The 18,140-nt window shown below is 39.4% G+C and carries 23 protein-coding genes and 1 pseudogene; 13 read left to right on the top strand and 11 right to left on the bottom strand.

The features are described from left to right. The 7 genes from O9295_RS01365 to O9295_RS01335 form a co-directional block, all read left to right on the top strand. The coding region (locus O9295_RS01365; RefSeq protein WP_288031103.1) for a transposase at positions 1-163 on the top strand (163 nt) is incomplete at its 5' end. 34 nt (positions 164-197) lie between these two features. After that, positions 198-419 carry a PIN domain-containing protein gene (locus O9295_RS01360; protein WP_288031100.1) on the top strand — a complete coding sequence of 74 codons (222 nt, stop codon included), beginning with the start codon at positions 198-200 and terminating at the stop codon, positions 417-419. A 240-nt stretch (positions 420-659) separates the two neighbouring features. Next, on the top strand, positions 660-914 hold the full coding sequence (locus tag O9295_RS01355) for a 2-oxoisovalerate dehydrogenase (protein WP_147072160.1): 255 nt from the start codon (positions 660-662) through the stop codon (positions 912-914). 411 nt (positions 915-1,325) lie between these two features. After that, a complete protein-coding gene (locus O9295_RS01350) occupies positions 1,326-1,589 on the top strand; it encodes a type II toxin-antitoxin system HicB family antitoxin (protein WP_002776938.1) in 264 nt (87 codons plus the stop codon). After that, the gene (locus tag O9295_RS01345; RefSeq protein ID WP_002798208.1) at positions 1,582-1,821 is read left to right on the top strand and encodes a type II toxin-antitoxin system HicA family toxin; all 240 of its coding nucleotides are present in this window, start codon (positions 1,582-1,584) and stop codon (positions 1,819-1,821) included. The genes O9295_RS01350 and O9295_RS01345 overlap by 8 nt, the downstream gene beginning before the upstream one ends. A gap of 396 nt (positions 1,822-2,217) precedes the next feature. Further along, positions 2,218-2,478 (top strand): hypothetical protein, encoded by a 261-nt coding sequence (locus O9295_RS01340; RefSeq protein WP_147072166.1) that lies wholly within the window; start codon positions 2,218-2,220, stop codon positions 2,476-2,478. Positions 2,479-2,481: 3 nt separating this feature from the next. Beyond that, on the top strand, positions 2,482-2,727 hold the full coding sequence (locus O9295_RS01335) for a PIN domain-containing protein (protein WP_186814354.1): 246 nt from the start codon (positions 2,482-2,484) through the stop codon (positions 2,725-2,727). 133 nt (positions 2,728-2,860) lie between these two features. On the opposite strand, the gene O9295_RS01330 is transcribed toward O9295_RS01335, so the two are convergent. After that, positions 2,861-5,281: a phosphoketolase family protein gene (locus tag O9295_RS01330; RefSeq protein ID WP_288031098.1), complete on the bottom strand. Its 2,421-nt coding sequence runs from the start codon at positions 5,279-5,281 to the stop codon at positions 2,861-2,863. Between the two features lie 553 nt (positions 5,282-5,834). Here O9295_RS01330 and gap point away from each other — a divergent pair. From gap to ygfZ, 3 genes are read left to right on the top strand one after another with little or no spacing between them, the layout of a single operon-like run. After that, the gene (gap, locus tag O9295_RS01325) at positions 5,835-6,869 is read left to right on the top strand and encodes a type I glyceraldehyde-3-phosphate dehydrogenase (RefSeq protein WP_052277988.1); all 1,035 of its coding nucleotides are present in this window, start codon (positions 5,835-5,837) and stop codon (positions 6,867-6,869) included. Between the two features lie 52 nt (positions 6,870-6,921). Then, complete coding sequence (locus O9295_RS01320) at positions 6,922-7,290, top strand: hypothetical protein (RefSeq protein ID WP_008200332.1); 369 nt, start codon at positions 6,922-6,924, stop codon at positions 7,288-7,290. After that, on the top strand, positions 7,287-8,300 hold the full coding sequence (ygfZ, locus tag O9295_RS01315) for a CAF17-like 4Fe-4S cluster assembly/insertion protein YgfZ (RefSeq protein ID WP_288031097.1): 1,014 nt from the start codon (positions 7,287-7,289) through the stop codon (positions 8,298-8,300). Before O9295_RS01320 ends, ygfZ begins: the two co-directional genes overlap by 4 nt. Positions 8,301-8,660: 360 nt before the next feature. Here the strand turns inward: ygfZ and O9295_RS01310 are convergent, their stop codons facing one another. The 6 genes from O9295_RS01310 to O9295_RS01285 form a co-directional block, all read right to left on the bottom strand. After that, positions 8,661-10,319 carry an NAD+ synthase gene (locus O9295_RS01310; protein ID WP_288031095.1) on the bottom strand — a complete coding sequence of 553 codons (1,659 nt, stop codon included), beginning with the start codon at positions 10,317-10,319 and terminating at the stop codon, positions 8,661-8,663. Positions 10,320-10,331: 12 nt separating this feature from the next. Further along, a complete protein-coding gene (locus O9295_RS01305; protein ID WP_288031093.1) occupies positions 10,332-11,060 on the bottom strand; it encodes an NUDIX hydrolase in 729 nt (242 codons plus the stop codon). Then, a complete protein-coding gene (locus tag O9295_RS01300; RefSeq protein ID WP_072923928.1) occupies positions 11,057-11,623 on the bottom strand; it encodes a nicotinate-nucleotide adenylyltransferase in 567 nt (188 codons plus the stop codon). Before O9295_RS01300 ends, O9295_RS01305 begins: the two co-directional genes overlap by 4 nt. A 241-nt stretch (positions 11,624-11,864) precedes the next feature. Beyond that, a complete protein-coding gene (locus tag O9295_RS01295) occupies positions 11,865-12,185 on the bottom strand; it encodes a hypothetical protein (RefSeq protein ID WP_002757320.1) in 321 nt (106 codons plus the stop codon). Positions 12,186-12,227: 42 nt separating this feature from the next. Next, positions 12,228-12,713 carry a retropepsin-like aspartic protease gene (locus O9295_RS01290; RefSeq protein ID WP_288031090.1) on the bottom strand — a complete coding sequence of 162 codons (486 nt, stop codon included), beginning with the start codon at positions 12,711-12,713 and terminating at the stop codon, positions 12,228-12,230. Between the two features lie 15 nt (positions 12,714-12,728). Beyond that, positions 12,729-12,965 (bottom strand): hypothetical protein, encoded by a 237-nt coding sequence (locus O9295_RS01285; RefSeq protein ID WP_043998271.1) that lies wholly within the window; start codon positions 12,963-12,965, stop codon positions 12,729-12,731. Positions 12,966-13,501: 536 nt separating this feature from the next. Here O9295_RS01285 and O9295_RS01280 point away from each other — a divergent pair. Together O9295_RS01280 and O9295_RS01275 are read left to right on the top strand one after the other, a co-directional pair. Next, positions 13,502-14,020, top strand: coding sequence for a hypothetical protein (locus O9295_RS01280; protein ID WP_288031101.1), 519 nt, complete (start codon positions 13,502-13,504; stop codon positions 14,018-14,020). Positions 14,021-14,061: 41 nt separating this feature from the next. Continuing rightward, on the top strand, positions 14,062-16,206 hold the full coding sequence (locus O9295_RS01275) for a pentapeptide repeat-containing protein (protein WP_288031087.1): 2,145 nt from the start codon (positions 14,062-14,064) through the stop codon (positions 16,204-16,206). A gap of 39 nt (positions 16,207-16,245) precedes the next feature. On the opposite strand, the gene O9295_RS01270 is transcribed toward O9295_RS01275, so the two are convergent. Both O9295_RS01270 and O9295_RS01265 read right to left on the bottom strand, forming a co-directional pair. Next, positions 16,246-16,371 carry a type II toxin-antitoxin system YoeB family toxin gene (locus O9295_RS01270; RefSeq protein ID WP_041804808.1) on the bottom strand — a complete coding sequence of 42 codons (126 nt, stop codon included), beginning with the start codon at positions 16,369-16,371 and terminating at the stop codon, positions 16,246-16,248. A 118-nt stretch (positions 16,372-16,489) separates the two neighbouring features. Then, the gene (locus O9295_RS01265) at positions 16,490-16,696 is read right to left on the bottom strand and encodes a UPF0223 family protein (RefSeq protein WP_002740011.1); all 207 of its coding nucleotides are present in this window, start codon (positions 16,694-16,696) and stop codon (positions 16,490-16,492) included. Between the two features lie 230 nt (positions 16,697-16,926). Between O9295_RS01265 and O9295_RS01260 the strand changes: the two genes are divergently transcribed. Beyond that, positions 16,927-17,538: a Uma2 family endonuclease gene (locus O9295_RS01260; RefSeq protein WP_110578544.1), complete on the top strand. Its 612-nt coding sequence runs from the start codon at positions 16,927-16,929 to the stop codon at positions 17,536-17,538. Positions 17,539-17,630: 92 nt separating this feature from the next. On the opposite strand, the gene O9295_RS01255 is transcribed toward O9295_RS01260, so the two are convergent. Together O9295_RS01255 and O9295_RS01250 are read right to left on the bottom strand one after the other, a co-directional pair. Next, positions 17,631-17,885 carry a hypothetical protein gene (locus tag O9295_RS01255; protein ID WP_002776534.1) on the bottom strand — a complete coding sequence of 85 codons (255 nt, stop codon included), beginning with the start codon at positions 17,883-17,885 and terminating at the stop codon, positions 17,631-17,633. Between the two features lie 70 nt (positions 17,886-17,955). Next, positions 17,956-18,140 (bottom strand): annotated as a pseudogene (locus O9295_RS01250) (RNA-guided endonuclease TnpB family protein); the annotation flags it as partial.

Here is an 18,140-nt window from a genome sequence, read left to right as displayed (position 1 = left end):
CTGGTTTGGAGAAATCATTAGTTATTTCGAGCGAAGGACAACGAATGGGGTGGTCGAGGGAATCAATAATAAACTTAAACTAATAAAACGGAGAGGCTATGGCTTGAGAAACTTTCGGAATTTTTGGGTTAGAAGTATGTTATCTTGGCATCTTGTCTGTTGATTTAGCATAAAGGGTAACGAAGAGCCATTTTTATTTGCCTGCAACCGTACAACAAGAAATTAATGCCAAACAAGATCAATCTTCAGAGACTCTTAATAAGCTGATCAATCAACAGAAATTAATTATCCTAAATATTAAATTAATCTCTCTAGCAAATAGTTTAAATGAACGTTTAGGCAAAGGTGAATCTGATGCCATTACTTTAGTAGCAACAGTGAGTAAACCAATTGCGAATATCTTTTTGAGTAACTTGTAACATAGTGCGATCGCCGATTTAGTAGATTGGGTTGAGGCACGAAACCCAAGATGATCAACTATTAATTTATTTGGTTGGTGTTGGGTTGCACTTTGTTTAACTACATTTTGGCAATAAAGAGGCGATTAGGGTTGATAAACGGCGAACGCTAATCTTGTAAGCTTTAAAAAGTGCTATCTAAAAAACTAAACAAACTATAATTAAAATTACTGCAAAAATTTAGAGAGTAAAGAAGGAAATATGACAGAAATAGTTTTTTTAGTGGAAGATGCACCGGAAGGGGGATATACAGCAAGGGCATTAGGCGAGTCTATTTTTACCGAAGCCGATGATTTACAATCTTTACGAGAAATGGTAAAAGATGCCGTTAATTGTCATTATGATGATAGGGAAAATCGCCCTAAAATTATTCGTTTACATATTGTTAGAGTGATTAATTTTTACTTTTTTCAAATAATGCTTCGTCAATTAGAAAATCAAGTTTTCCAGCTATGAAATCTTCCTCAATTTGTTTTTCCCATTGTTGATCGTCTAACTTATTAATCCAATTTCTTAAATACAAAAATTCATCAGAAGTAAGGCTTTCAATTTCCGCTTGAGTTAATTATAACTTTGTCATCTTAGTATCTTTCCACAACAATAGTTCAAATTTGAGTTTTATATTATCTTTTTTATGTAAAAATGGGGATTTGTGATCGCATTTGGCAGAATATTGAAAGTGCGATCACTTTTTTATCCGGTGCATTAACAAAGTATAATGCGCCTTATTTATTGTCTATTGATGAAATGATCCAAAGACGTTAATTTAAAAGATTGAGGCAAGGCAGTTTGTTGGGTTGGTTTTGTGTTAAAATTAAGCTGGAGTAAATTCTAATCCCCGATTAAAATTTCAACGGAACAATCACCATGAACTTTTATACCGTTATTCTGAGAAAAAGTGCAAATTATTGGGTTTCATTATGTCTTGAAAATGGATTAGTTGGACAAGGAGAAACTCAGGAAAAAGCTATTGAGAAACTAAAAGAAGCGATTGAATCTTTTTGGGAGATTTATCATGATCAAGCCAATATCTATACCAGTCCTATTCCTATAGACGAACTTCATGAATTTTTAACTGTGGGAGATTCTGAAACTCCCGAAACTTACGAACTCAGAAAAGTTTATGCCTAAAAATATTCCTTCTCTTAAACCCAAAGCACTAATCAAAATTCTTGAAAAAGGAGGCTGTCAATTTTATCGAGAAGGAAAAGGTGATCATCGTTTATATTGTAGAGTATTGTATAATCAACGTCGAATCGTTCCTATCGATATAGGTGCAAAAGAAATGTCCCCTGCTTATGTTTTACGAATTTTTAGACAATTTGGTTTTACAGATGAAGAAATAGAACATTTATTAAAATAGATGATTGAATACGTTTTTTTCAAACGAAGAAATTATCTATTTTATTACGCTTTATCTTAATTTTATTTCCAAAAGCTAAAATAAAGTGATAGCTACCTTTTTAAGGTACATTAACGCGATAGTAAAACCCTCGATTGCTTGTTATAAATTGATTTAATGATTAATTTTTACCCAGTCATCGCCGATAAATTAGCCTCCCTTAAAAACAGGTAAAGTGACTATCACCATTTTGCGTAATTTTTCACTCTGGTAATGAACTTTTGATTATGAAATGATCCAAAGACGTTAATTTAAAAGATTGAGGTCAGGGGAGTTTGTTGGGTTGGTCTTGTGTTAAAATTGGGTTAGAGCTAGTCTGAATCATTTATCCTGTACCATTTAACGGTGGAGAAGACTATGCTAAAAACCTTTAAAGCAATTTTGAAAAATAATACCCTTCAATGGCTTGATGAAACCCCTGAAATCAACTCCGAACATCCTGTTAATGTTTATATTACCTTATTAGAAGAAAATATCATTGGTGAAAATCGATCTAACGGTCAGAAAATGGCCAATGCTTTGAAAAAAATTGCTAACAATAATACTTTTACTGATGTTGATACCCAACAGTGGCAACAACAAAATGGCTGCGATCGCTCTCTTCCTAATCGGGATTAAATCATGTTATTGGATAGCAATATTATTATCTATGCCGCTCAATTAGAAAATGAGTTTCTCCGGGAGTTTATTGCAGAAAATTCTCCTTATATCTCTGCTTTATCCTATCTGGAAGTTTTAGGCTACCATCGGTTAACTCATCAGGATAAAGTCTATTTTGAAGAATTTTTTACAAGCAGTAACTTTAAAACAAATCAGAAAGATGTCCTTAGGAGATGCCATTATTGCGGGAACAGCTTTCGTTTATAATTTAACAATTGTAACTCGCAATATTGATGATTTTAATTGGCTTAGTAAATTAAATCTATTTAGGTGGAATAGGAAGATGAAATTTATCGGTAAACTAATAAATTATCATCACCTAAACCACTTTCTAGCCTAATTAATAAGGCCATTTCCAGTTAGTAATCTCGTCCTTATCGATACCATTGGTAAAAGCATAATCGAGATTATCGATAATAGCATTTTTCATTCGTTCTTTCACATGACCGGCAGCAGAACCTAATTTCGGCACGCGATCAATGACATCGATTACTAAATGAAAACGATCAACTTGGTTACGAATGGCTAATTCTAGGGGAGTATTAATATTCCCTTCTTCTTTGTAACCGCGCACATGAATACGTTCTTGATTACTGCGACGGTAGGTAAGTTTATGAATCAGCCAAGGATAACCGTGGAAATTAAAGATAATTGGCTTATCAGGGGTAAATAAACTATCAAAATCCCGTTCCGATAAACCGTGGGGGTGTTCACTTTCCGACTGTAATTTAAACAGATCAACCACGTTGATAAAGCGAACTTTTAAGTAAGGGAATTCTTCCCGCAGAATTGCCGTTGCTGCCAGCGATTCCTTAGTGATAATATCCCCACAGCAAGCCATAATTACATCCGGTTCATCGGGATTTATTCCATCATCATCGTTACTTGCCCAATCCCAAATACCGATACCTTTGGTGCAGTGTTTAATTGCTTCTTCAATGGTCAAGTATTGCAGGTGTTTCTGTTTATCAGCAACGATAATATTAGTGTAATCCTTGCTCTTGAGACAGTGATTAGCCACACTTAATAAACAGTTACCATCGGGGGGAAGATAAACCCGCACCACGTCGGCACTTTTATTGGTTACTAAATCGATAAAACCGGGGTCTTGGTGACTAAAACCATTGTGATCCTGCCGCCAAACCACCGAGGATAACAACAGATTCCAAGAGGAAACAGAAGCACGCCAAGGTACATGATTTTTGCAGATATCGAGCCATTTAGCGTGTTGGTTGAACATGGAATCGATAACGTGGGCAAAAGCCTCGTAGGAGTGAAATAAACCGTGACGACCGGATAATAAATAACCCTCTAACCAACCGACTAAAGTATGTTCACTCAGTATCTCCATCACCCGACCATCGGGAGATAATTGGCTACCATCTAAATCCTCCGGATAGGTATCGGCTAACCAAGCTTTTTTAGTCACTTCATAGAGAGCCGCTAAACGATTAGAAGCAGTTTCATCGGGACCAAAAACGCGAAAATTAGTCATATTATTTCGCATTACATCCCGCAAAAATACCCCCATCACTCCCGTGTTTTCCGCTTCCACCTGGCCCGGGTGGGTGACATCTACGGCATATTGACGAAAATCGGGCATTTTTAGGTCTTTACGCAGCAATCCGCCGTTAGCGTGCGGGTTAGCACTCATGCGACGATGACCCCTAGGAGCGAGTTCTTTAAATTCTGGCTTAAATTTACCCGTGGTATAGTCAAATAATTCCTCCGGGTTATAGCTTTTCATCCACTCCTCTAATTTTCTCAAGTGTTCGGGGTTTTCCTGCATGGCACCCATGGGGACTTGGTGAGCGCGCCAGAATCCTTCTACTTTATGACCATCAACGTTTTTCGGACCCGTCCAACCCTTGGGGGACCGGAGGATAATCATCGGCCAGGGGTAACGTTTAGCAATACCCGTGCTGCGAGCTTCCTGTTGATAGGAGCGAATCTGATTGATACAGTGTTCTAGGGTAGCGGCCATTTTTTGATGGCAGTGGAGCAGGTCTTCATCTTCCTTACATTCGACGATGTAGGGAGTGTAACCGTAACCGACAAAGAGACTTTCTAACTCGTGCGTCGAAATACGGGAGAGAATGGTGGGATTAGCGATTTTATAACCGTTTAAGTTTAAAATTGGCAGTACCGCACCATCGCGAATCGGGTTAAGGAATTTATTCGAGTGCCATGCGGTAGCAAGGGGACCGGTTTCAGCTTCCCCATCACCCACCACCACGGCCGTAATTAGGTCGGGATTGTCAAAAACAGAACCGTAGGCATGGGAAACACTATAACCCAGTTCGCCGCCCTCATGGATAGAACCGGGGGTTTCGGGGGTGACGTGACTGCCGATGTGACCGGGAAAAGAAAATTGTTTAAAGAATTTTTGTAATCCTTCCTCGTCTTCACTTTTATCGGGGTAAATTTCCGAATAGGTTCCTTCTAGATAAACCGGACCGAGTACCCCCGGCGCCCCATGGCCCGGACCGGCCATAAAAATCATATCGAGGTCGTATTTTTTGATTAAACGGTTGAGGTGAACGTAGGTAAAACTTAAGGCCGGACTCGCTCCCCAGTGACCGAGCAAACGATACTTAACGTGTTCGGGTTTAAGATGTTCTTTGAGCAGGGGATTATCGCGCAGATAAATCATACCTACAGCTAAATAGTTACAAGCGCGCCAATAGGCATGGGTTTTATAGAGTTCGTCTTGAGAAAGGGGATTTTGTTCTGTTAAGGGTCTTTCTGGTGCGGATACCATGAATATTTCTCCAATATCTATGAAGGATGAGATTAAGAGAGTTGATAGACAATTTCTCCAGATTATCGAGAGGGTTAACCCTCGGTCAGTTTTCAAACTGTAATCAAGAGTCTAACCTTTTGGGGCGCAAAAAACTATTAAAATAAGCTATATTTTGCCAATCCGGCCAGGAGAATTTATGTCAGTCGGGCGGGGTTTTTAAATGGCTTTTAAAGGCATATTAATATGTTCTTAACTTAGGTATCAATCATTCTCAGAAAGCTTTTAATGATTTTTTAATGTCGGCTTTTCCCAAAAGGCTATATAATCACATTCTCGTTGGTCGGCCAAGGCCTAATTAGGTTTTCTCGATGCCGGTGGCGAGGACGACTAGGGTAGCAAATTGATGATTTTTTATCTTGGAAGCACTGAAACTTAAAATCTTTCTATACTTCATCTAGCGATCAACAAAAGCTGATTAGCATATAAGGGATTCTCTACAGGCTAATCAATTCTCGGATTGTTTTTTCTTGATCGTGCCTAAGCTTATCGCAGCTGCAAAGGAGTTTTTTTCATGACAAAAGTAAGAGTCGCCATCAACGGATTCGGTCGTATCGGTCGCCTCGTTTTTAGGGCGGGTATCCAAAATCCTGATTTCGAGTTTGTTGGTATTAATGATCTCGTCCCCCCCGATAATATTGCCTATCTGCTCAAATACGACTCCACCCACGGACGTTTTCAGGGTACGGTAGAAGCAAAAGAAGATGGCATCGTCGTCGATGGTAAGTTTATCCCCTGTTACTCGATTAAAGACCCCGCCCAACTGCCCTGGGGTGCAACCGGGGCCGATTATGTGGTCGAGTCCACCGGTTTATTTACCACCGCCGAAGGGGCCGGAAAACACCTAGAAGCAGGGGCCAAACGAGTGGTTATCTCCGCACCCACCAAAGATCCCGACAAAATTCGTACTATTGTACTAGGTGTTAACGATAATGAGTACGATCCCGCTAAGGATCTGATCGTCTCTAACGCTAGTTGTACCACCAATTGTTTAGCCCCGATCACCAAAGTTATTAACGATAACTTCGGACTAGCGGAAGGATTAATGACCACGGTACACTCGATGACCGCCACTCAACCCACCGTGGATGGTCCATCGAAAAAAGATTGGCGCGGTGGTCGCGGCGCTGGTCAAAATATTATCCCCTCCTCCACGGGAGCAGCCAAAGCAGTAACCCTAGTTATTCCTTCCCTAAAAGGCAAATTAACCGGTATGGCCTTCCGTGTGCCAACTCCCAACGTTTCGGCGGTGGATTTAACCTTTAAAACCGAAAAAGCCACCAGTTACGAGGAAATCTGCGCCGCTATGAAAGCCGCCAGCGAAGGACCGATGAAAGGTATCCTCGGTTATACCGATGAGGAAGTGGTATCGAGTGACTTTATCACCGACCCCCATTCCAGTATCTTTGATGCTAAAGCTGGCATTCAACTTAATGCCAATTTCTTTAAGGTCGTCTCTTGGTACGATAACGAGTGGGGTTACTCCTGCCGGATGTTAGACCTGATGAAAATGATGGCAGCTAAGGAAGCAACCCTAGTAACAGCCTAAATCAGTGATCAGTGATCAGTTTACTGATCACTGATCACTGATAACTGATAAGATGAATCCAAAATTTAAAGATATTACCGCTTGGGAACAGGCACAATTATTAATGCAACCGGCATTTATTCGGGTGCTGGATAATCTGCGTAAACAGTTAGAAAATTCCCTCTGGAAAGGAACTTATACAGAAATTCAAGATCCCTATCCCAGTTATCTGCTCTGTTTGACTTATCTCGATCGCTCCGTTACTGTAAATATTTGGGAACTTTGTTTTCAAGTCTGTTTTCTCGATTATCCCACCGATGAGGGAGAGAGCGTCACCATCGATACCAGTCTCCTCGACCCCACCGGTGAACTAGATTGGCAGAGTTTGGAAACGAAAACCGAGCGCATTATTAACCGATTATTCGCTAATTTACCCCAATGAAAGCAGCGTTAGAAACGATCAAGGCAGAGTATGCCGCTAATTTTCTGAAAAATTACAGTAATGATCCCCAAAGTTTAGCATCCCAAACAATTTTAATCGATCGCTCCGATTGGGGTTTATTAGAATTAAAAGGCCAGGACCGACTGCGTTTTCTCCACAATCAAACCAGTAACGCGATCGATCGCCTGAAACCGGGTCAGGGTTGTGAGACAATTTTCCTTAACTCTACCGGTCGTACCCTCGATTTTGTCACAGTTTACGCCGGCGATGATTCCCTCCTCATCCTCGTTTCTCCCCAACGTCGTCAATTTTTACTGGAATTGATCGATCGCTATATTTTCCCCTTCGATAAAGTGGAAATTAGCGACTTAACCGATAATTTTGGCATTGTCACCCTAATCGGTGCTGAAAGCGGGCAATACCTGCAAAAAATCGCCATTCCAGAGCAGATTTTAACGGGGGTGCAGCATAGTCATTATCTCCTTTCTCAACCCGCCCTGAGACTGGCCGTCGGTACCGGCTTAGACCTACCCGGATATACTTTAATCGTTGCCGCCGCCGAAGCCGGTCCCCTCTGGGAAAATTTAATTAAAAATGGCGTTACTCCCGCCGATGAGCAGGTGTGGGAATACCTGAGAATCCATCAAGGCCGACCGGCAGTCGATCGAGAATTAACGGAAGATTATAACCCTTTAGAGGCCGGTTTATGGCGAGCGATCGTTTTTGATAAGGGTTGTTATATTGGTCAAGAAACTATCGCCCGTCTCAACACCTATAAAGGCGTAAAACAAAGACTTTGGGGCATAAAACTCAGCCAACCCGTCCCCAGCAATACCCCGATTATTTTAGAAGCGCAAAAAGTCGGTTTACTCACCAGTGTGCTGGAGGATTTTGGCTTGGGTTATGTGAAAACAAAAGCGGGAGGAGAGGGTTTGAAAGTACAAATCGGCGAGGCAACAGGAGAATTAATCCCTTTACCCTTCCTCTCTCACGAATACCCCTTTCAGTGAACAGTAAACAGTAATCAGTAATCAGTAATCAGTAATCAGTGACCAATCACTAATCAATGATAACTGATAACTCACATCTTATAAGTAGTTGTGCAAAATTAATTTATTGGTTAGGATAGGCAAAAGGCAGGAGGCAAAAGGCAAAAGCTTTATCGAAATGTTTAATTAATTTTGCTTAGATACTTAACTAATAACTAATAACTAATAACTAATAACTGATAACTGATAACTGATAACTGATAACTGATAACTGATAACTGATAACTGATAACTGATAACTGATAACTGATAACTGATAACTGATAACTGATAACTGATAACTGATAACTGATAACTGATAACTGATAACTGAAAAACCCCCTAACCCCAGCGACTAGCAATGGGCATTCGCCAACCAGTGCCAAAAGCGCGATCGCTAATTTTTAGACCCGGGGGGGCTTGTTTGCGCTTAAATTCGGCATTTTTAACTAATTTAATCACTTTCTGCACAATTTCTGCCTCAAAGCCAGCGGCGATAATTTGTTCGGCGGATTGATGGCGATCGATTAATAGTGCTAAAATAGCATCTAAAATCTCGTAGGGAGGTAAAGAATCTTGATCCTTCTGATTGGGTTTTAATTCAGCACTAGGAGCTTTATTAATCACATTGAGGGGAATAATTTCCCCGTGCCGATTTAACCAGCGACAGAGGGAATAAACCCTGGTTTTCGGCACATCAGCAATCACTGCTAAACCACCATTCATATCACCGTAAAGGGTGCAATATCCCACCGCCATTTCTGATTTATTGCCAGTGGATAATAGTAAATGACCGAATTTATTAGAGAGAGCCATCAATAAATTACCGCGAATGCGTGACTGAAGATTTTCTTCGGCAATACCAAAATCAGTCCCAGCGAAAAGACCATCTAAAAGTTGATCATAAGCGGTCATAATTTCTTGAATTGCTAACTTCTCACTTTTGATACCTAAATTATTAACTAAAGCCACTGCATCGCTAATGGAATGGTCGGAACTATAGGGAGAAGGCATCATCACAGCGAGAACATTTTCTTTACCTAATGCGTCGCTGGCAATAGCGGCAACTAAACTGGAATCAATGCCACCACTCAAGCCGAAAATTACCCGTTTAAAACCGCATTTCTGCACATAATCTCGCACTCCTAAGACTAAGGCTCGATAAATTTCCTCATCTTCATTGACAGGTAAAGGATGAATAACTGCGGGTAACAAATCTTGATTAAACTCGATTAATTCTAGGCTAGAAGTAAATGCTTGGGCGCGATAAATCACTTCTCCTTGTCTGTTAAAAGCCACGCTGTCACCATCAAAAATTAAATCATCATTACCTCCCACTTGATTGACATAAACTATAGGTAAATTATATCTAGTGGCACTATGGGATAATAAAGATTCTCGCAATTTTTGCTTACCGACACTATAGGGAGAAGCGGAAAGATTAACGATTAAATCCACTCCTAAATTAGCTAAATCGGCGATGGGATTAACCGCGTATTGACGCTGACCCCAAAATTGTTCATCATTCCAAACATCTTCACAGATAGTTACACCGATTTTTACATTATTTTCTGTTAGTTGAAAATATTGACTTTCTTTCCCAGAAGCAAAGTAACGATCCTCATCAAAAACATCGTAGGTAGGCAATAAACGTTTAGTAAAAATTTGTTTAATTTCTTGACTTTTTAACAAAGCTATGCTATTGAATAACGGCTTTTCTCCTCTGACCGTTGCCGAGGGATTTTTTTCGACAAAACCGACTAAGACGGCTAATTTTTCTGGTAATTGTTGGGACAATAATTGCAATTGTTGAGACATTTTCTCCACAAAACCCAGATTTAATAATAAGTCTCTGGGAGGATAACCACAGAGGGATAATTCCGGGGTTAAAAGTAATTCTGCTCCCTGATTAAATGCCGTTTGAGCAGCCTCTAAAATTCTTTGGGCATTTCCTTCGATATCTCCAACAATGGGATTTAATTGAGCGATAGCAATTCTCATATTTTTTCCTATTTAAACAAAAACTAACGGTTGCTCTTTAAAGGGAGCAAAAGCTTTTTCATCAAAGCGATATAAACTAGCCGGACGACCGGCACCACGAGAGACTTTTAAACCCATATCCTTGAGAAATCCTAATTTCAATAGCCGATTTCTGAAGTTAGAATAATCACTAAAATTTTTACCTAAAATTGTCTCATAAAATTGATAAAGATCATTTAAAGTAAATAATTCTGGTAAAACCTCAAAAGCGACGGGACTATATTCTACTTTATTGCGTAATCTTCGCCAGCCATATTCCAAAATTTGACCGTGATTAAAGGCTAAATCTGGCACTTTATCAATCATATACCAAGTGATATTATGATCCTGTTCAGTGATTAATTTTGCTTCTTCAAACCGCACTAAAGCGAAGTAACTCACCGATAGATAACGTTTCCCAAAACTCGCGGCCGCTGCTGGGGTATCTCCCTCTGGACTGCCAAAAGTATATAACTGTTCCAGATAGAGATTATTGACGCTAATTTTCTCGGCTAAAATTCGATAGGCTGCCGTTTCCAGTGATTCCCCATTTCTCACTAAAGTCCCGGGTAAACTCCAGTAATTACTAAAGGGTTCTTCCCGTCTTTTAATCAGAAGCACTAGCAGCCGATTTAATTGGGTATCAACGGAAAAGATCACGTTATCAACTCCGACTTTAAAATCAGCTAGAGATTTATTAACTAGGGTCTTTTGCGGTTTCATGCGTAAAGTTTTTGACCTTCGATATAATCTTTAATCGGTGCAGGAACAGCCTGTTTATCGCCTTTTTCTCGATAATCTGTTGAGGATACAGCCGGAGCAAATACATCGGCAATCAGACAATCACCCCCTAATGTTTGCAGTTGTTCAATATCATCTTGGTTAATAGGATATCCTGGACGAGGAATCACGAGAATTTTGACTTTTTCTAGTAATTCTCGGCTACGATACCAGTGCCTAATTTGTCCAGCTAAATCAGAACCGATGACTAGGGTATATTCCTCCTGTTCTCCCCAAATTGCTTGCGCTTTTTCCACACTAATTAAGCTCCGTCGATCGCTTAATTCTCGTCGCAGTTGTATATTATCCCTTGGGGGTTGAATATCCCGGATGAGCAAATTTAACATCCTCAGACGATGTTCGAGACTGGTTTGATGATTTTTAAAGGGATTATCGGCGGCCCAAACTGCAACAATATCGTACTGTTCCGATAACCATTTTAGTATGGCTTGATGACCGGCAGTAGGAGGATCGGCACTGGTTCCAAAAAGGGCAATTTTAAGCATAGGATTCAATTGCTTGCTCACTGAGGGATTGGTTTAACTCTGCTCAAGCTTGGCAAAGATTAACTTCTCCCCATTATAGTTGATTTTACCAAAATAGGGCAAGAGGATCAGTGATCTCCTGCAAAAGTAAGTTATCGAGCCGCTATCGGGTCAAAATATCTAAAACCTCGGATAAATTTGACATAATCTTAGGTTTTATGAATAGGATAGTTATCTCTTATCTTTTGTCTGCTATCGCCGTTCATTCTTTTTTCGGTGATATTTTAAGTTTTGCTGTAAATTTGACTCCAAACTCCATTCCTAACTCTAATTCAGCCTCCCATTCGAGATTCCGTTTTTTGCAAGCATTATTAAACTCATCATGAACTTTATCAATCAACTGGCTTAAGTCATCAATTGCCTGCTCAGGATCGATGAAGAGTGGAGCTAAAATCACGGACTCATCTTCACTTTCGCCAGATTTTTCAGTATTTCGACTCAGATCATCTCGTTGTACAACAACAATTTTAGGTTCTAAGGAAACAATTTTGAGTTTTTGAGTTGGCTGGAGATTATCAGACATTTAATCTTTCCTAAATCTTGATGAATAATAGAGGAAACCACGTTAAAGCGAAATAAATAGCTTTTCTAGTTTAAGAGTTTTTTGAGGATAATCAATGATTACCTTTAATTCTTTGAGAATGTCCCCTCCTAACATCCCATCAATATAGTATTTCGAGAATACTCCCGGAAGAGAGCCAAAAAAAACTTCTGTTTCACTAAACAAAATAGAACCTATTTCCAGTCTATCAAGCCTAGCAGTCCTATACCGAGAACTACCCGTTACACCACTTCCCCGAGCAGATGATTGAGATGTCGGTAAATCTAGAAAGTCTAATAAATCTGGATGAAAGACAGTCACCTGTGACCCCGTATCTAGTAGGACATTAACCGTTCTTCGGTTGTCGTTAAACTCAACAGTGACTGGAATCACCCACATAGACAATCTCTCAAGATTGTGGTCTCCCTCAAATGTATGTTCAACGACAATGACGGCCATGTAGATTAAGGATGATGGAGTAAGGATAAAAGCTGTAGCGTTGATAGCCAAGACTCATTATCAACTTTAAGCAACTTTACTTCCGTCAACAAGACCTGTATAAAACAAATATAAGTCTCCCTTCAAATGTTTAGTCTCTTGTATCAGCTTACTTTTATCGTCTGAATACCCAATAACCTTACCTTTCTCTGGCCAGCCATATTTGTCGCGACCAGTGATCTCTACGACCACCCATTGATCGGGGTAATAGGATGAGACATCGGCTATACTCAAATCTTCTGTTTTGTGGCTAAGTGTCTTCATGGCTAAGGTGGCAGTTGATTTGATCAGGATCTTTATAGATTCATAGATTCGCAATAGTCATCGGATGAATTGCTTCTGGCAACCGTCCTGCATATAACGGTACAGACACTCCAGATTGTTAACCGAGTCTTGAAAGCCCTGTGCTACAAAGGGTTGAAATGTTGAGAAAGATGTGACTAATCGACAGTAGTTGGGAGGATTTTCGATCTTAAGGTAATCAACATATCTATATTTGTAGTCACCGATACTTGCTTAGAGGGGATTGCAATAACAACCAAAAAGTTATTTTGCTACTAGGATTACATGAGACAAAAGAGAAATCAACCAATAATTATTGGTTATTGCAAAACCCCAAATTTGGTAGGGGTTGGTTTCCCAACTGGGTGCTTGCTTTGGAAATAGAGACAAGATGTCAACCAACAATTGTTGCAATGTTTAACCAACAATTGTTGCTATCATTAAACAATAATTGTTGGTACTCCATTTCAAAATATGCTAACTAGCTCGAAAATACAGCCATGAAGACGCTCTCGTCAATGCCCCAAAACCTATCCGATGCCGAAAGGCAAGCAAGCAACTGTGGTTTGTATATTTCCAAGCTACAAGCTTTGTTGGCAGAAATCGAACCCCCATCTGAAAAATACAAAATGCTCCTGTCACTGTGTGATGCCCAAAAGCAGGCAAGAAACTGTGGTTTGGATATACCCAAGCTAGAAGCTTTGTTGGCAGAAATCGAACCCCTATCTGAAAAATACAAAATTATTTTCTATCTGGCGGCTGCAGGTCTTTTTTCTGCGGATGACCTGGCTAAAATGTTCAATCATAGCAGCGGCAAAAATCTAAACGCAGATTTCAACAAAAATCTAGGATCCCATCTTAAGGATTACCTTGAGTTAGATGACAGTGATCGTCTGGGAATTACTTCCCTAAGAAGGATTCTCTTTAAAAAGGGCTATCTTGTTGACATTAATGACGATGAATTAGTGAGAGTTTTGCCAACACGCTACGCTGAAAATTCTCAATTAGAGCAGTCTTTTACTGTCAGACACAATTAGTGCGGATGAGAAGACCACCAATCAAGGAGATTGATTTAAAAATGGAAAACACAGAGTTATTGTGCGAGATACCAACATCGGTCACTCCCCGTGCTGACATTATTAATGATTTGTTAGCTCAACTAGACAATGAACAGGATAGCGATATCCGTGCTGAAATCATAAGGAAATTAGGGGAATATCCTGAGCCTCAAGTGATTAAAAAACTTTGGGATTTGAGAAATAATCTCGAAAACGAATCTGATGATTTTGTGCAGTACGAAATCAAGCTTAGTTTGCATAAAGTGACTAATCATCCTAGTATAAATATTGATTTTTTTCTGGATAACTTAGAGGTATTCCAATCAAAAGATAACAATTCTCAAGCTCCAAAAGTCTTAATTGACGCTGATCTAATTGAAGAGTTTTTATTACGAAATCAGACGACTCTTAACAGTGAAGCTACTAGGGTTATGGGACTTGTTTTAGAGGGGAAAATTAATCCTTACATTGGGGAAATGGGATTAATCAAAATTTGGCATAATATCAAAAATCTGAAATCTCAAGAATATGCCAATCTTTTGATCATTGAACTTCTGAGTAAGATTAACGTCGGTCAAGTTAACTTGAAAGACATTGACCTAGAAAAATATCCCAACGCCAATTTGAAAACGGCAATTCAAGTTGAGATTGCCAGAAAGTATAGCCTAGCAGGTATTATCACCATCAGAGATCGAGAATTCATTGCCAGTGGATATCCTTTTGTGGGGTCCCCTTCCCTATTCTTACAGTTTTTAGGGAAAGATACCTCGCCAGCTTCTATCGAAAGAACTCTCAAAAATCTCGGTAAAGCGGCAATGGAACATGAAAAAGAAAAACTCAATCAGCTTGTAGAAAACGAGCCTCAACAAAACTTATTCTTTGAAGATAATCTTTTGCTTTTTCAAGGCTGGAAAATTGAGAACTTTGAAATTCTTTGTGCTAATAACAATTTAACTGCTGCGACAGTTATCCTATGTAATACAAAAACTCAAAAACGTTACACTGAATCGGCCTTTAAAAAAGGTTTATCAGATGCACTTTTTACTGCTTTTAATGAGGCTCTAGCTCATTTAGTTGAGGTTAAACATACCCTTAAATCTATCTATGTGGCTAACTTGACATCGGGTCAAAAAGGATACGTAACTGTCAAGGCGGTGGTTGAGTATGATGGTAAAGAAGTTATTACCATCCACACCCATGAAAATATTCTCAAGGCTTATTTTTTCGCCTACGTCAAAGCGATGATTGCCGTTTATGCACCCAAGGAATATCACCCCGATATTCATCGCACGGAAGAATTGACATATTTGCACAAAATTGGCGAACGAGATTTTCGGGGACTGAATTTCAGCCAAGTCAATTTAATGGATGGTGAGGCCAATCTTTCCGACGCAAAATTAATGGGATGTAACTTCAGTCAGGCTAATCTTTCGAGGGTTAATTTAACTAATGCTGATTTAACAGGAGCCGATTTAAGTCATGCCAATTTGAGCAAAGCTAATCTAACGGGAGCCAATTTGAGTAAAGCTAATCTAACGGGAGCTAACTTGACCGATGTTAAATTAGATGAAAATAATCTAACCCTCCTTGATGGCACAATTTTGACTAACACAATTATGCCTGAAATTAACATTGAAATTAGCGGCGAATCCCGTTTAGAAAAGGTTGGTCAACTACTCAAACACATTGATCCTAAAAGTCAATCTCGAATCTTGGCTGTTCACTCCATGACAGATTCCATCTGGTGGGATAATCCCCTTGGTCAAAAATTCTGGGAAGTTAACGAAGAACTAATCAAAAGGGAGATTTCTATTCAACGAGTCTTTATTCTTCCTGAAGCTCCGACTCCAAAGCATTTACAAGTGATTCAGGAACAACTTAACTCTGGCATAGAAGTTGCTTGTATTTGTCAGGAAAAAGCCAAAGATATTGAAGGCTATCGTTGGGATGATACCAACCTATTGATTAGCGAAAACTTATCTGTTCCCAGAAATTCTTTTACAGCGAGAAGAATTATGCATGGTCAAACAGAAACACATTATATTTCCTATCAAACAAGAGTTGTCGAGACAGATAAAAGTATCTTTAATGCTCTATGGGAAAAATCCGAAAAACTCTCTACTCAAGCTAATATTCAGGAACAATTAGCAAACCTGAATACCTGACTTTCTTTCCATCTTTAACTTTTCAGGTTTACCAATTCCTTAAAAAGGATGCCGTTGAACTTTCTGAATCAGCCTAATGATTTTTAAAGTCTGCTTACGGTCATCCTCAACCCACCAAGCCAAATCTTCAAAAGCCAACCGATCAAATTCCAAGCTTTTAGCCATTTTTATCGGATAAACATTGAATACTGGCTTGGCTCATTTTTCCCGAATTTTATTGTTTTATTAATTGATGCTCACAATGCGATCGCTCTTTCTATTCTATTTTGATAAAAAGCGATCGCTAAAAAGAAATTTCTCGGTCGTTTGTCACACAATCCTGAAGATATAAATCAATTAGTTCCTGATAAGAAATTCCTTTTTCTTTTGCTTTTTTTTCAAAGAAATCAATGACATCAATCCTTAAAGGTAAAGTGACCTGCCGCTTGAGTTGTTGAGCAAAAGGATTAGGACGACTTTTCATATTAGCGAGATCATACTCTGATTTCATAAACAATAACCTCGATGAGGACAGTATAGTATTTTGGTTAAATTTAACGACTCAATTATAGTACATACAATCAAATTAACGATAGTTTGCTCTTAAAAAATTTTTCTCTCTCACCTCAGAAAAACTGCGATCGCCGTTCTAATTCTATTTTGATAAAAAGCGATCGCTTCCCCACAATCCCTAAAAAATAACCATAAAATTAATTAATAGAATATCGGAGAAAGACAAAGATGATTATCGCTCAAGAAAAACCAACTATTGCGACAGTCACCAAAACCCCTGTCACTTTGGAAGCATATCGGGCGATCGCTGAAACTTCTCAGGAACGTTATGAATATTGCCATGGAGAAATGATTCTTATGCCTGGAGGAACCGCAACCCACAGCGCAATTGCGATCAATATCTCGGTTTTTTTGGGATTTTTATTGAGAGATAGGGATTTTCGTCTCTATAACAGCGATCTGCGGCTGTGGATTCCTGAATATAATTGTGGAACCTATACCGATCTCATGGTTGTTAACCATGAACCGGAATTTAACGGCGATCGCAAAGACGAAATTCTTAATCCTTTATTTATTGTGGAGGTGCTTTCCCCCGCCACAGAAGCCTATGATCGAGGTGATAAATTTAGAAAATATCGTTCCCTGCCAAGTTTTTGTGAATACCTGCTCGTTAGTCAAACTGAACCCTACATTGAGCAATATTTCAGACTCGCACAGAGCGATCGCTGGCAACTACAAACCTACGATCAACTTAGTCAAATAATCCCTCTGGAGAGTTTAAACGTTGAACTTCCCTTGCTAGAAATTTATCGTCGTGTTAGTTTTGCCGCAGCCTCATAAATCCCTTAATCCGATTAATAACCTTTCTATTTTGTTTGCATAAAAAGCGATCGCCCCACAGTAAAGAAGCGGTGAGGATTAGTTCTAATGAACTACTCTGGATAGTTAGGCAGAGAATGATATTGAAAAATGCCAAAGATACTGCCGACACTGCCAATACTAAGAATACTGCCAACACTGCCAATACTGAGAATACTGCCGACACTGCCAATACTGAGCATACTGCCGATACTAACCAGACTTAAAATGCTGCTGGCACTAGCGAGACTTAAAATACTGCCGGCACTGCCTAAACTCAAGATACAGCGATAACTAGCTTTGCTCAGATAATTAAGACCGGAAATCATTTTAAATCGGGGAAAGATTGGGGAATAGTTAGGGAAGTATTTTGCCAAACCTGTTTTGACACTCCCCGCTCTAAAGAGACGGGGATTCTTGGTTCACAGAGATTACTTGCTTAAACAGAATTGCTTCTGAAAAAGTAGAGGTATTCTCTCCCCAAGCGTTTATTGGATCGAGCCCAAAGGTTCCGGTATGCCCTACCGTACTTAGTCCCCTTTTAAGGATGTTGATTGCGGCGTTTTCATCCCTATCCAAAACAC

It is taken from the genome of Microcystis sp. LE18-22.4A (assembly GCF_027531105.1).
Taxonomy (GTDB): Bacteria; Cyanobacteriota; Cyanobacteriia; order Cyanobacteriales; family Microcystaceae; genus Microcystis; species Microcystis aeruginosa.
Note: the sequence above shows the minus strand (reverse complement) of the source record. Positions and strands in the feature narration are given on the sequence as shown.